General features: G+C 66.4%; 11 protein-coding genes. 5 read left to right on the top strand and 6 right to left on the bottom strand.

What is annotated here, in order from left to right; all coding sequences use genetic code 11:
• Window positions 1–18: 18 nt before the first annotated feature.
• The 4 genes from J2X62_RS14790 to J2X62_RS14775 all read right to left on the bottom strand — a co-directional run bounded on the left by J2X62_RS14790 (window position 19) and on the right by J2X62_RS14775 (window position 3,915).
• A complete protein-coding gene (locus tag J2X62_RS14790; RefSeq protein WP_310181467.1) occupies window positions 19–852 on the bottom strand; it encodes a heme ABC transporter ATP-binding protein in 834 nt (277 codons plus the stop codon).
• Window positions 849–1,916: an iron ABC transporter permease gene (locus J2X62_RS14785; protein WP_032365790.1), complete on the bottom strand. Its 1,068-nt coding sequence runs from the start codon at window positions 1,914–1,916 to the stop codon at window positions 849–851. Before J2X62_RS14785 ends, J2X62_RS14790 begins: the two co-directional genes overlap by 4 nt.
• Window positions 1,913–2,917: a hemin ABC transporter substrate-binding protein gene (locus J2X62_RS14780; protein ID WP_371832735.1), complete on the bottom strand. Its 1,005-nt coding sequence runs from the start codon at window positions 2,915–2,917 to the stop codon at window positions 1,913–1,915. The genes J2X62_RS14785 and J2X62_RS14780 overlap by 4 nt, the downstream gene beginning before the upstream one ends.
• Window positions 2,918–2,982: 65 nt before the next feature.
• Window positions 2,983–3,915 (bottom strand): aldo/keto reductase, encoded by a 933-nt coding sequence (locus J2X62_RS14775; RefSeq protein WP_222068875.1) that lies wholly within the window; start codon window positions 3,913–3,915, stop codon window positions 2,983–2,985.
• 211 nt (window positions 3,916–4,126) lie between these two features.
• Between J2X62_RS14775 and J2X62_RS14770 the strand changes: the two genes are divergently transcribed.
• From J2X62_RS14770 to mshC, 5 genes are all read left to right on the top strand, one after another.
• Window positions 4,127–4,957, top strand: a complete 831-nt coding sequence (locus J2X62_RS14770) for an undecaprenyl-diphosphate phosphatase (protein ID WP_032365850.1) — start codon at window positions 4,127–4,129, stop codon at window positions 4,955–4,957.
• 25 nt (window positions 4,958–4,982) lie between these two features.
• Window positions 4,983–5,702 carry a histidine phosphatase family protein gene (locus J2X62_RS14765; RefSeq protein ID WP_027497066.1) on the top strand — a complete coding sequence of 240 codons (720 nt, stop codon included), beginning with the start codon at window positions 4,983–4,985 and terminating at the stop codon, window positions 5,700–5,702.
• A gap of 135 nt (window positions 5,703–5,837) precedes the next feature.
• A complete protein-coding gene (locus J2X62_RS14760) occupies window positions 5,838–6,428 on the top strand; it encodes a DUF3090 domain-containing protein (RefSeq protein WP_027497067.1) in 591 nt (196 codons plus the stop codon).
• A gap of 35 nt (window positions 6,429–6,463) precedes the next feature.
• On the top strand, window positions 6,464–7,237 hold the full coding sequence (locus J2X62_RS14755; protein WP_169879440.1) for an SCO1664 family protein: 774 nt from the start codon (window positions 6,464–6,466) through the stop codon (window positions 7,235–7,237).
• 24 nt (window positions 7,238–7,261) lie between these two features.
• Window positions 7,262–8,503 (top strand): cysteine--1-D-myo-inosityl 2-amino-2-deoxy-alpha-D-glucopyranoside ligase, encoded by a 1,242-nt coding sequence (gene mshC / locus J2X62_RS14750; protein WP_032387362.1) that lies wholly within the window; start codon window positions 7,262–7,264, stop codon window positions 8,501–8,503.
• On the opposite strand, the gene J2X62_RS14745 is transcribed toward mshC, so the two are convergent.
• Both J2X62_RS14745 and J2X62_RS14740 read right to left on the bottom strand, forming a co-directional pair.
• Window positions 8,500–9,738, bottom strand: a complete 1,239-nt coding sequence (locus J2X62_RS14745; protein WP_222080411.1) for a DUF2399 domain-containing protein — start codon at window positions 9,736–9,738, stop codon at window positions 8,500–8,502. The two genes, mshC and J2X62_RS14745, sit on opposite strands and share 4 nt — an antisense overlap.
• The gene (locus J2X62_RS14740) at window positions 9,728–13,912 is read right to left on the bottom strand and encodes a TIGR02680 family protein (RefSeq protein ID WP_310181458.1); all 4,185 of its coding nucleotides are present in this window, start codon (window positions 13,910–13,912) and stop codon (window positions 9,728–9,730) included. Before J2X62_RS14740 ends, J2X62_RS14745 begins: the two co-directional genes overlap by 11 nt.
• Window positions 13,913–13,916 lie beyond the last annotated feature (4 nt).

Genomic DNA, 13,916 nt, shown 5'->3' with positions numbered 1-13,916 from the left:
CTGGTCGTTCCGCAGGCTTCACTCCTGACCCCGCTTCGGGATCACCAGTTGCTCACCGGTGACGGGGTGGTCGAAGACATCGACCGGGTGTCGGTAGATCCGGCCGAGCCGCTCGGCGGTGAGAACCTCCCGGGGCGGTCCCGTAGCCACCAGCTCGCCTGCGTCGAGAATCGCGACCCGATCGGCGTAGGCCGCAGCAAGCCCCAGATCGTGCAGTACGACAACCACGGCACGACCGGACGCGGCCAGTGAACGCACCACGGCCATCACCGACTCCTGGTGTCCCACATCGAGCGCCGCGGTGGGTTCGTCGAGCATGATCGTGGCGGTGCGCTGTGCCATGACACGGGCCAACGCGACTCGGGACTGCTCACCGCCGGATAGGGAACCGAACGGACGTCCGGCGAATTCGGACAAGTCGCAGGCGGCCACGGCGGCGGCCACCTGCGCGTCGTCCTCGCGTACCGCCGACGTTCCGGTCCACGGAGCTCGGCCCATCCGCACGATCTGCTCGACGGTGAATGCGAACCCGATCGCGTGCTGTTGCGGGAGCACGGCGCGTCGTCGCGCGAGGTCGACCGGCCGGAAGCGGGACAGTGGTCTCTCGCCGAGCAGTACCGATCCGGAACTGGGCTCGGTGTCTCCGGACAGGACCGACAGCAACGTGGACTTACCCGCCCCGTTCGGGCCCACGAGAGCCAGAATCTCTCCGACGACGACCTCGAGATGCACGTCGTTCAGAACGGCCCGGTCACCGCGGTGTGCGCCGACCCCCACGGCGACCAGGGTGCGTGAACCCGGTGTCGGGTCGGCAGGAATGTCGGAACGGTGTCCACCGAACTTCCCGATCATGCCCAGCCGCCCTGACGAGCCCGGGTGCGGCGCAGCAGCCAGAAGAAGAACGGTGCGCCCGCCAACGAGGTCACCATCCCGAGCGGAAGGTCGACGTTCGCCACGAGCGTCCGCGTGACGAGATCGGCCCCGAGGAGGACCACGCCTCCCGCGAGTGCGCTGGCAGGGATGAGTACCCGGTGCGCCGGACCGAGTACCATGCGCATGGCGTGGGGTACCACCAGACCCACGAACAGGATGATCCCGGTGAACGCCACTCCGGACGCGACGAGCACTGCGACGACCACGATGGCGAACTGACGCAGGCGCTCGACGTTCACGCCGAGATGGCGCGCCACGTTCTCACCGAGTGCGAGCAGGTCCAGTCGGCGGGCGATCATCGACGACGCTCCGATCCCGACCAAGGCCAGCGGACCGACCACCGCGACCGACTGCCACGTGGCACCGGCAAGGGATCCCAACTGCCAGAAGACGATCTGGTCGCGAGCGGCCGGGCTGGCGACGAACGTGAAGAACGCGATCACGCCGCCGGCGAACGCATTGACGGCGACTCCGGTGAGGATGAGGGTCACCACCTCGGTTCGGCCGGCATTGCGAGCCAGGAAGTAGACCGCAATCGTGGTGACGAGTCCGCCCACGAAGGCTGCGAGCGCAACGGTCCAGACCCCGGCAAAGCTGCCGCCCAGGACGAAGACCGAGCTCGCACCGACAGCCGCGCCCGACGACACGCCGACGACACCGGGTTCGGCGAGAGGGTTGGCGAACACACCCTGGAGCAGTGCACCCGCGCATCCCAGACAGGCACCGACGAGCATCGCGAGGGTCAGCCGAGGAAACCGGACCTGCCAGAGGGTCACCTCGCCGCTGGGGTGAGCGGGCATCGGGCCGATGTCGAGGCCCACCCGATGCGTCAGACTCCCCAACACTTCCGCCGGAGTCGTCGGTACCTGCCCTACGACAGCCGACACCAAGGCCAGGACCAACAGCGCGACCGCCAGCACGACGAACGTCGAGACCACCCGCGTCGTACCCGACCGCGACCGCGCAGACGACACGTCGCTCATGAGGCAGGTTCGTAGACGGCCTTCGACAATGCAGCCAGCACCTTTCCGGTGTTCGGACCGAAACTGAGAACGGTGCCGTCGTCCATGTCGACCACCCGACGCTGCTGGCCGGCGGGCGTCTGCGCGATACCGGGTATCTGCTCGAGCCCGTCGATCCCGCCGATCGATTGCAGCCCCTTGGTCATCATGAGAATCACGTCGGGTGCCGCAGCGATGAGTGCCTCACTGGTCACCGGGACGAACTGTTCGGTCAGACCCGATTCGACCCCTGCATCCCGAGCACCGATCGCCTCGATGAGAGCGTCCGCTCCGGAACCCGGACCGGCGAGCATCTTGATCGCCGGACCACGCATGTACAAGAACGCAACCTTCAGCGGCTCGTCGGATCGGGGCGCGTTCTGTGTCGCGGCGGCAATCTCTTCGGTTGCCCGTTGCGCCAGTGCGGAACCGGCGTCGGGAACCCCGAGAGCCGCCGCAACAGCGTCGATCTGTCCTGCTACCCCGGCCAGAGTTCGAGCGGGGTCGAAGTAGACGACCGGAATTCCCGCGGCCCGAATCTGATCCTGGACAGCGCGCGGGCCGATACTGGTGTCGGTCAGGACGACCGTCGGCGACAGCGCGAGAATGCCTTCGGCACTGAGCGGGTGGCCGGTAGGGGTGACGTCGGGTACGTCTGCTGCCGCGGGAAACGACGCCGAGGTGTCGCGCCCGACGAGATTGTCGCCGAGTCCGAGCGCGAACACCGTTTCGGCGAGGGTGCCGTACTGGTCGGCCGCCACGATCCTGCTGTTATCCGAAATCGTGACGGGCACGCCGTCGAAACCGGTGACGTTGACCGGTAGTTCGGCAGCCGGATCGACCGCGATGGGCTCCGGATCAGGGTCGTCGACAACGGCGGTGCGAGGGCCGATCGTGCCGGAGTCCGGTGCCGCGGAGTTGTTCACCGAACACGACACCAGCAGTCCGGCCGTCAGCAGCGCGGCGGCGAGGCGTTTGACGATCACGACCATAGGTTAGCCTGCCCGACCTTCAGGTGACCTCATCCCAGGCCGAGCAGCACCTGCGATCAACCGCTGACGTCGTCCAGGGCCGACGTGATGGCAGCCGGCAGTTCGAGCTCCTCGGCCATCAGAGCACCCATCAACTGGGCCAGATCGCGAGCACCGACGATCGCACTGCTCACCCCGGGACGATCACGGGCCCACGCAAGAGCGACGACCAGGGGAGAGGTGGCAAGACCATCGGCGGCCGTGACCGCCGCGTCGACGACACCTACCGCCGAGTCGGTCAGGTACGCATTCACCGCGTCGGCGTGAAGCTCGTCGGCCCCGCGCGAATCGGCCGGAATCCCGTTGCGGTACTTACCCGTCAGGACACCACCCGCCAGGGGAACCGCCGCGAGGATGCCGATGCCGTGGTGCAGGGCGGCGGGAACCAGTTCGTCCTCGATCCCGCGGGCCAACAGTGAGTACTCTGCCTGCGTCGACACGATCCGTCCGATACCAGCCGCACCGGCAGCCGTGGCCAATTGCCAGCCCAGATACCCGCGGGCACCGGTGTAGCGAACCCGTCCACTCGAGACGGCGTAGTCGAGCGTCGCCGCCACCTCGTCGACCGGGGTCATCGGATCCCACGTGGCGACCTGCCACAGGTCGAGATAGTCGGTACCGAGCTCCCGCAGCGTTGCGTCCAACTGACCGAGCAGTCCACGCCTCGAGCAATCGACGTGATACCGGCCGTACCGCGAACCGACCCCCGCGGCACTGCTGATCACCAAGTCCTGCCGAGGAACCACATCGTCGAGCAACTCCGCGAGTACTCGCTGAGCTCGACCGTCGCCGTACGCCGGAGACGTATCGACCAGGGTGCCGCCCGCCTCGGCGAACGCCGACAACTGCGCCGCAGCGTCGTCCCCATCGGTCCCGCTGCCCCACCCGAGAGTGCCGAGGCCGAGCCTCGACACCCGAAGTCCGCTGGTGCCGACCGGTCTCTGCTTCATATGTGCCGAATGTCCTTTTGCCTGTGATCGTCGGGTTCGTACTGGCCTGCCGCCAGTGCACAGTAGTGCGCCGCGCCGCTCGGTGCGCAAGTGCCGCGCCGGGTACGGTCGTCCCCGTGAATCGCGAATCCAGGGGGCGGGCACTCGCCCACGCGCCGGCAACAATCGAATCGTCCGCTTCGACGCTGGGACGGGGTGCCGCATGATCGACATGACGTGGCTGCAGGCGATCATCCTCGGCGCTGTCCAAGGACTGACGGAATTCCTTCCCATTTCCTCTTCCGGTCATCTGCGAATCGTGTCGGGGGTCTTCTGGAACGAGGACGCCGGCGCGTCGTTCACCGCGGTGACGCAGCTGGGTACCGAAGCCGCTGTTTTGCTCTTCTTCTGGCGTGACATCGTCAGAATCATCAAGGCCTGGTTCGTCGGATTGCGCAGGAAAGAAGAACGGGGTCTCGATTACCGCATGGGGTGGTACGTGATCATCGCCACCATCCCGATCGGCATTCTGGGTCTGTTGTTCAAGGACCAGATCCGCACCGGTGCGCGCAATCTGTATCTCATCGCGTTCATGCTGATCGCTTTCGCCGTGGTAATCGCCGTCGCGGAGAGGCTGGGTCGCAAGGAACGGCCGATCGAGAAACTCACCACCAGGGACGGCATCGTCATGGGCCTCGCTCAATGCCTGGCGCTGATTCCCGGAGTGTCCCGCTCCGGAGCCACCACCAGCGCCGGCCTGTTTCTCGGACTCGAACGCGAAGCTGCAGTGCGCTTTTCGTTCCTGCTTGCCATCCCGGCCGTCACGGCGTCCGGCTTGTTCTCGCTGCCCGACGCCTTCGAGCCGGTCGGCTCCGGCCTCGCCGCGTCGGGACCACAGCTGCTGGTGGCCACGATCATCGCGTTCGGCCTGGGTTATGCCTCGATCGCCTGGCTGCTCAAGTTCGTCGCGAACCATTCGCTCTACTGGTTCGTCGGTTACCGCATCGTGCTCGGTGTCGTTGTTCTGGGTCTGCTGGCCGGCGGGGTTGTCTCGGCTACGTGAACCGTTCCTCGTTAGGCTCGGAGCAATGACAGTCATCTTGCTTCGCCATGGACGTTCGACGTCGAACACTGCGGGCACGCTCGCAGGTCGGAGCGAAGGGGTGGAGCTCGACGACCGGGGCCGAGAGCAGGCACAGGCGGTTGCCGAACGGCTGGGGGTCCTCCCGGTCGTGGAGATCGTGCGCTCTCCGTTGTTGCGGTGCGAGCAGACCGTGGAACCGCTGGCCACTCGGTTGGGGCTGACTCCGATGGTCGAAGACAGGATCGTCGAGGTCGACTACGGACAATGGACCGGTCGAACCATCAAGGAGCTGCTGGCCGAGCCGCTGTGGAAGGTCGTTCAGCAGCATCCGTCCGCGGCGGTGTTCCCCGAAGGCGAAGGCTTGGCTACGGTGCAGCAACGCGCGGTCCAGGCGATACGGGAGCACGATGCGCGGCTGGCCGCCCACCACGGCCGGGATGTGCTGTGGGTGGCCTGCTCTCACGGGGATGTGATCAAGTCGGTGCTGTCCGATGCGATGGGTGCCCATCTCGATTCTTTCCAGCGGATCGTTGCCGATCCGGCGTCGATCAGCGTCGTGCGCTACACCTCGACTCGGCCGTTCGTGTTGCGGACCAACGACACCGGATCCGACTTGAGCGTGTTCGTGCCGAAGGCGGAAGAGCCGACGTCCGACGAAGCGGGCGCGAAACCCGACGTTGCAGACTCGTCCGATGCAGTGGTGGGCGGCGGCGCGGGCACCTAGAGATGCCGGTTCGCCGCCGATCTCCCGATCGGTGGCAGGCTGGAGGGCGAGCAATACCGTCCACGGTCGATCTGTGGCCGATAATGGAAGTTCGCGATTCGTTTCGCGGAGCTTTTCGAGTCGTTAGGAGGTGCAATGCCGCGCGCCATACACGTTTTTCGCACCCCTGATCGTTTCGTCGCCGGGACCGTAGGTGAGCCGGGTGACCGAACGTTCTTTCTCCAGGCGGTGCACGATGCCCGAGTGGTCTCGGTCGCGTTGGAGAAGCAGCAGGTACAGGTGCTGGCCGATCGAATGGGACTGCTGCTCGAGGAGGTGCAGCGTCGCTTCGGTACCGATGTGCCGACCGAGGAGGCCGAGACACTCGACACCAGCCCGTTGGTGACCCCGATCGACACCGAATTCAGGGTCGGCACGATGGGGTTGGGTTGGGACGCCGATGCCAATGCCGTCGTGGTGGAGTTGTTGGCCGTCAGTGAGGTCGAGGTCGACGAATCCGTCGTGCTCGACGACACCGACGAGGGCCCCGACGCGGTTCGAGTGTTTCTTACACCCGTTCAGGCTCGCGAGTTCGCAGCGCGGTCCGAGCTGGTCGTGGCGGCCGGCCGAGCGCCGTGCCCGCTGTGCGGCCTGCCGCTCGCCCCCGAGGGACACGTCTGCATCAGGACGAACGGCTACCGCCGCGGTGCCACCTTCGGTCCGGTGACAGAGGTCGACGAGTCTTGACCGTCGAACTACCTCCCTTCGAGGGCCGCGAGACCATGGAGACCGGCGAGCTGACTGTGGTCGGCCGGGTGGTTTCGGCGTCCAACGCCACCCTCGTGTGCGAGGCGGGCGACGGCGACTCGGCAGTGCGGTGCGTGTACAAACCCGTGCGCGGAGAGGTGCCGCTCTGGGACTTTCCCGACGGCACCCTCGCCGGGCGGGAGGTGGCGTCGTACGAGATCTCCGAGGCGCTCGGGTGGGGCGTGATTCCGCCCACGGTGCTGCGCGACGGTCCGTTCGGTCCCGGCATGGTGCAGAAGTGGATAGATACTCCCGAGGAGCGGGTCGAGGGCCGCGTGGACCTGGTCGACATCTGCCGTCCCGATCTCGTTCCGGCGGGCTGGATTCCGGTGTTGCAGGCCTACGACGGCGATGGGGAAGAGATCGCTCTGATCCATGCCGACGATCCACGCCTGCAGCGGATGGCGGTTCTCGACGTCATTCTCAACAATGCAGATCGCAAGGGTGGGCATGCCCTCGAAGGTCTCGACGGTTATGTCTACGGGGTGGATCACGGCATCTGCCTGCACGCCGAGAACAAGCTGCGCACGGTTCTCTGGGGGTGGGCAGGCCAGGCGGTCGACGATGCTCTGATGGCCGACGTCGTGCGGTTCGTCGAGACCTTCGACACCGTCATCGCTCCACGGCTGGTCGACAAGATAACGCTGGCCGAAACCGTTGCGGTGTTGGATCGGGCCCAGCAGCTGATCGCGCGCCCGGTCATGCCGGAACCTCGATCGAGCAGACCGATACCGTGGCCCGCCTTCTGAACGGGCTCGGATAGGCTCGGCTGCATGCATTCTTGGTCCAGCCCGGAGATCCCGACAATCCCAGGACAGGGTCCAGCGCTTCGGTTGTTCGATACCGCAGATCGCCAGGTCCGTCCGGTCACCCCCGGTTCGACCGCTCGCATGTACGTCTGCGGAATCACCCCGTACGACGCCACCCACCTGGGACATGCGGCAACGTATCTGACGTTCGATCTGATCAACCGCTTGTGGCGTGATGCGGGTATCGACGTGCACTACGTGCAGAACGTCACCGATGTCGACGATCCGCTGTTCGAGCGCGCGAATCGTGACGGTGAGGATTGGCGCGATCTCGGTGCGCGCGAGATCGAGCTGTTCCGCGCCGACATGGAGGCTCTGCGGGTCGTGCCTCCGCACGACTACATCGGTGCCGTCGAGTCGGTGGAGGAAGTTGTCGAACTGGTGGAGAAGCTGGTGGCGTCCGGCGCTGCCTACGTCGTCGACGACGCCGAGTACCCCGACGTGTACTTCCGTGCCGACGCAACCGAGCAGTTCGGCTACGAATCCGGTTACGACCGCCCCACCATGGACACGTTCTTCGCCGAACGCGGCGGAGATCCCGATCGTGCGGGCAAGCGCGATTCACTCGATGCGCTGCTGTGGCGCGCGGTACGTCCCGGCGAACCGTCGTGGCCGTCGCCGTGGGGCCCCGGCCGACCGGGCTGGCACATCGAATGCGCTGCCATTGCACTCAATCGCATCGGAACCGGTTTCGACATCCAGGGCGGCGGAAGCGATCTCATCTTCCCGCACCACGAGTTCTCTGCGGCACACGCCGAGGCGGCAACCGGTGACCCTCGGTTCGCCCGGCACTACGTGCACACGGGAATGATCGGTCTCGACGGCGAGAAGATGTCCAAGAGCCGCGGCAACCTGGTGTTCGTCTCGAAGCTCCGCGCACAGAACGTCGATCCGGCCGCAGTGCGGCTGGGCCTGCTCGCGGGCCACTACCGGCAGGATCGGCCGTGGTCCGACGAGGTCCTCGAGCGAGCCCACACCCGCCTCGCGCTGTGGCGTCGAGCAGCGGCGCTCGAGTCCGCAGCGTCGGCCGACGACGTCGTCAACCGCCTGCGTCAGCATCTGGCCGATGACCTCGACACACCCAAGGCTCTCGACGCCCTCGACGCGTGGGCAAGTTTCGCAGTCGAGCGCGGTGGATCGGATGCGAGCGCACCCGGCACTTTCGCCGATGCGGTCGATGCGCTGCTCGGAGTTCCGCTGCGTTAGTCCGTGGCCCCCAGGCGTAGATCTGCCAGCAGATCCGGGATCAGGCGTTCTTCCATGACCGCTCGTCCCGAATCACGCAGTGCAGCAGCCAGTTCCAGGTCCCACGGAGTGTCCGTGGGATGCCCCTTCAGTGGTTCCGAGTTGCGCGCGTCCAGTGCGCGGCGGTACGAGTCGACGTCCATTCGCCACGGCACCGCGTCGTACCGGGTGAGTGCGCGGGTAACCATGTGCATTCCGGCCCAGTCGAAGTCGGCACGCCATTCGATCGTGGTGCCGGGGGCGCGCGCAGCCAGCAGCCGATGCACTGCGGCCGAGGGCTGACCGTCGGTGCAGATCAAGCTGGCACAGTTCGAGCCGAGAGAGCGGGCTGCGGCCGCGAGCACAGCGACGTTCTCGCACACGAACACGGTCGACGAGCTGTTGGTGAGAGGGCCGCGCGCGAGCATGTCCACGGTGACGGGAAAGGGCACGCCCTCGTCGGCTGCTTCGTTGAGCCAGCGAGCCACGGTGTGGGTCTCTGCGACGCGGTAGCCGAGAACCAGTACCCGGCTCGACACGGCGTCGACCGACACTCCTGCCGTTTCCCACAGCGCTCTGATCCCTACTGGATCGACGGGTCGAGGCACGTTCTCGCGCAACGACAATGCATCGAGGACGAGTTTCGCGGCACCGCCGCCCGTGAGGGCCTTGGTATCACCGGTGGCCAGTTCCGCCAGCTCGGTGAGCGACATCCCGTCCACCGGAAGCAGCGCCAGGACCTGTGTTGCGACCCCGAGCGCGTCGACGGCGACGCGGCCGCCGAGGGTGCCGTCCTGATTGAGCAACGACGCGATCCAGTGCTCGATCCACTCGCGATCGGTACCACCGCCGAGCGCCGCACGCGCCCGGTCGAGTGCATCGGCGCGCACCTGAGCCTTGTCGGCCGCAATGCGCTTCTTGTCCTGCAGCGGTGCCTGACCGGCGAGGGTGTCGATCAGACCGATACCGCCGTTGAGCGGATGGCACAACCACGCGTCGAACCGCTCGAGATCGAGACGGGTGCTCCGTGCCCGAGAGTGCAGGCTGGAGTTGGACTTCGAGATGGCACTGCACAGACGCCACAGTTCCGGCGCATCACTCAGGTCGACGGTGATGTTGCCGCCGACACGTAGCCAGTTGGACTCCAACTTCTTTCGCGCAGCGTCCAACAGCGCCGCCAATTCGACGCTGCCTCGCCACTCACTGTTACCGGCCAAACTCCAGCCCACCTTCGGTTCGGGTCGGCACCCGGCGGGTCAACGGTGATCCGAGGGCTGCTGCGAGGTCGGTGCCGTCGTGTTCGGCGAACAATTCACCGTTCTCCCACACCAGAAGTGCTGCGCTGACGGTGTTCTCGGCGGTCGAGTGCGCCAAATCGTAGTGTGCGCAACCGGGGACGTCCGCGTAGGTGATCCACAGGTCGTAACCGGTCATGAACAGATCCAGGTCGAATTGCACACTCAGTCCGAGCAATTCGCTACGACCGTTGTCGTCGACACCGGCGAACGCCTCGTCCAGCGCCAGCAACCGCGGCGCATGCGGATCGGCGGACGAGAGCATCACGTGCGCCGCGGCGAACAGCGGCAAATGCAGCGACACCGATTGCTCACCGCCCGAGAGCGCACTGTGACGAGCGACGGTCAGGCGATCCTCGTTGCCGTCGCCGCTGATGAGCGTGAACGCGAACACCCGCCAGCGACGATAGTCCAGTGTCGCGGACAGGATCTCGGGATACGACCGTTCCGGATGTGCCGCACGAGCGATCCTGATCTCCGATGCGAAGTGTGCGCGCATCGCGGCCAGATCGTCCTGGCTCAGCGCCGAGGCATCGCGGTCGAGCAGCTTGGACACTGCCCGCGCCCCGTCGTCGAGGTTGTCCGCGAGCACCCAGTGCACGCCGATCGTGTTGCCCGAGGACATACGGCGTTGCTTCATCTCTGCGGACATCTGGGCGATCAGCTCGCGTGCATCGACGGTGCGCTCGTGAATCTGCTGCGCCAACCCGGTCAGCAGCGCGTCTTCGAGAATTCGGCGTTCCTGCTCGGTCAACAGCAGTTCCTGGTCGGCCCGGGCGGCACCGATGCGGTCGGCGAAGTCTCCGACCGAGGAATAACCCTGCTCGTCCTGCACGCGTACCACCGTCAACCCGTCCGGTGCGTCCCACTGCAGGCGGTAGTCCTGACCGGAAGCGGCCAGTTGCGAGTCGAACTCCTGCAGTGCGCTCGTCAGCGCCGTTCGTGTCGACTTCCGGCTCGAGTCGGTCACTTTCACCGACGCCGTCGCCGTGTCGAGTGCCGAATGCAGCGCGAGCACCACCGGTGGAAGTACCGGGACGTCGTCGTCGGGGCCGGCGGCCTGCTGAACCCGATACAGGATCTGTTCGACCGTCAGCCACGCCGAGTCGCTGGCCGGCCACGTATACGTCTCGTGCACGCCGAGGATGTGCAGCAGATCCTTGCGGGCGTACGGTGCCAGTCGGACAGCATCACCCAGGGTCTCGGTCACGGCAGCGCGCAGGCTCTCGAGCGCCGTGTTGCATGCACCCTCGGCCTTGCCGATCGCCTCGCCGGCTTCCTTGTCCGCCTTTCGGGCTGCTCGCTGCTCGGCTCGGCACTTCTCGATGCGATCGCGCGCGTTGTCGAGATCGGTGTTGATCTGTTCGGCCGTGGCACCGAGTTTCTCGCTCAGCAATTCCAGACGATGCAGCTGTTGCCGATAGCTCTCGTCGGCTATCGCGGCTTCCTCGGCGAGTTCCTCGGCCAGTCCGGTGGCCTCCTCGAGGCGGTTGGTGGCCTCGCGCGCCCGCTCGGTCTCGCGTGCATGGTCGCTGCGTTTACGGATGACCGCTGCGCCCTGATGCTCGAAATGGCGAATCGCTGCGGCGAGGGCATCGACATCGCGGCCCAGGTGCGGAGTGCGATGGGCCACGGCGACGGAGCGCAGTTGTTTCTCTTTCGCGGACAGGTCGGCGATCGCCTGGTCGAATTCTCGATCTGCCGCTGCAGAAGCATCTTTCGAGGTGCGCAGCGCGCCTGCGGCTGCCGTGACGGCACGTTGCGCCCTCACGATGGCCGAGACTCGGGGGAGCTGCTTGGCGGCCGCGTTCAACGCCTGAACGAGCTCGCGTGCCGCCAGCTCGGCGGCGGTCGCGGTCGCGAGTTCGGCTGTCGCGGAATCGATTGCAGCACCGAGCTCGGCGATGCGCTGCTCTCGCCGACGCGCCCGCGCCGTGGCACCGATGTACTCGGCATCCGGTTTTGCGTGGCGACCCTGCTGCACTCCCTGCCAGTACCGACCGTCGACGCCTATCGAGACAGAACTGTCCGAGGAGTCGTTTCGATCCTGCTGCAATGCAATCGAATTCAGCACATCGAGGATCCGCGATTCCTGGACGGCGGTACCGGGCTCGGGTTCCAGCACGGACGCAAGCGTCGAACCGGTCGGCCTCGCGGCCACCGGTAGCGGCGACAGATATTGCTCCGACGTCGCGTCGACGGGGGAGTCTGCGGTCGGATGAATCCACCCGTCGAGCAGGTTCGCGGCCTGCAGTGCGGATTCGATCCCCGCCGCGTCGGCAGAGGAGACCGCATCGGCAAACCGAACCAGTTGCCACAGTGGTGCGCCCGAGAGATCGGCACGGCTGTCGGTGCGCGCTGCGAACGGTGGTGGGGCATCGTCGTGTTCGGCTCGCACCAGGGACAGTTCGCCCTGCAGCGCCTTCACCTCGGCCTCGCGCGCGGCCACGTCGACGCGTGCCTGTGCCTGCCGGGCGCGAATCGCGTCGATACCGTCCGAGGTCTGCTCGGCGAGCACGGATTCCAGGCTCGGGGCGTCGTCGTCGCCGATGCCTGCCAGGGCTGCGTCGAGGGCCTCGAACACAGCGGAGGTGATGCCTGCGGAGGAGTAGAGCGACGAGTTGCTCGACCACCAGGCCCGCAGACCCGAAGCGAACTGCGCCTTCTCCAGGTCCACCGTCGCCTCGGCCTCGGCGACGGCAGCCGCGGCTGCTTCGAGCAACTCGCGCGCCTTCGTTGCGGCCTTCTCCGCGCGAGCGCGTTCCGTCGACGCCTTCTCGACGGTAGTCAGCGCCTCACGCACTGCACGTACGTCGCCGTCCCGTTCCTCGGCGTGCCCACGAAGCGCGGTACTGAACTGATCACTGCGCGCCGTCCCGGGCAGCGGTGTCCACACGATGCCCGCGTCCTCGGCCGCAGTCTGCAGCTCGTCCTCTGCGCGAGTCACTCCGGCAACGGAGTCCCGGAGTGCCGAATCCGCCCGGGCCGCCTCGGCCGTGCGCTGCTCCAGTTCTGCTTGCGCTTTGCGTGCGCGATCGGCCTGCTGCGCCGTGGAGACCTCCAGCTTCGCAGCGGATTCGGCGAGATCGTCCAGTTGCTGCTTGCCCTCGTACGCGCTCGAGCGCTGCAGGGTTTCTCGGTCTGCGACGGCCTGATCGAGCGCACGCTCGGCCTCGTCGAACCGCGTCTCTGCGGCCGCCCGTTCCAGCAGACGCCGGTCCTTCAGGGCGGCGGCGGCGAAGTGTGCGGTGGTCGCGTGCGTCACGGCTTCGAGCCGACGCGAGACTTGCTCGACATCCGAACGGGTCTGTACGCGAAGGTATTTGGAGTAGACCGACACGAAGTTCCTGGCCGCCTGATCGGCTTGGGCCAGTCCCTCCAGCGCGCGTCCGACTTCCTCCATGTCGCTGAAGGAACGTGCTGCCTCGAGCACCAGTTGCTCGTCGAGGGGACGCAGACCGTCGGTCAGCGCCTGGGACAACCCTTTCGGATCGAGATTCTTGGCCAACTGCGGACGGCGAAGTGTCAGAATCAGATTGATCAACTGGTCGTACCGTTGCGCGCCGAGCCCGAACATCCGGGCATCGATCGCGGCGCGGTAGTCGACCGGACGATCGGTCAGTGCATCGCTGCCGAGTTGTTCGGCCAATTGCTTCTTCGTCAGCGGCCGGTCGTCGGAGCCCAACAACGAGAAGTCGACGCCCACTCGGCCGTCGGCCACGAAGTACCAGCGGGTCACCTTGTCGTTGTGGCGGCTCGCCCGCATACCGATTCCGACGGTCACCGATTCGGGGTCCTCGCGCGAGCCGCGGCCGAACTCCATCCACACGTACGAATGCGCGCTTTCCTGTCCTCGGTAGAGCAGGTTGGACTTCATCGTTCGTTCTTCACCGGCGAACGGGTTGAGTCGGCGCGGCTCGATCCGGCCGTCGAGGACGAAGGGAAACAGCACTTCGAGCGCTTTGGTCTTGCCGGATCCGTTGGGACCACGCAGCACCAATCGACCGTCGGCGAAAGAGAACTCCTGATCCCGGTAGTCCCACAGGTTGACGATTCCGGCGCGCGTGGGCCGAAAGCGATTCGAGTGTGCGGTCATCTAC

The organism is Rhodococcus sp. 3258 (genome assembly GCF_031456475.1).
In the GTDB taxonomy this organism is placed as follows: domain Bacteria; phylum Actinomycetota; class Actinomycetes; order Mycobacteriales; family Mycobacteriaceae; genus Rhodococcoides; species Rhodococcoides fascians.
Note: the sequence above shows the minus strand (reverse complement) of the source record. Positions and strands in the feature narration are given on the sequence as shown.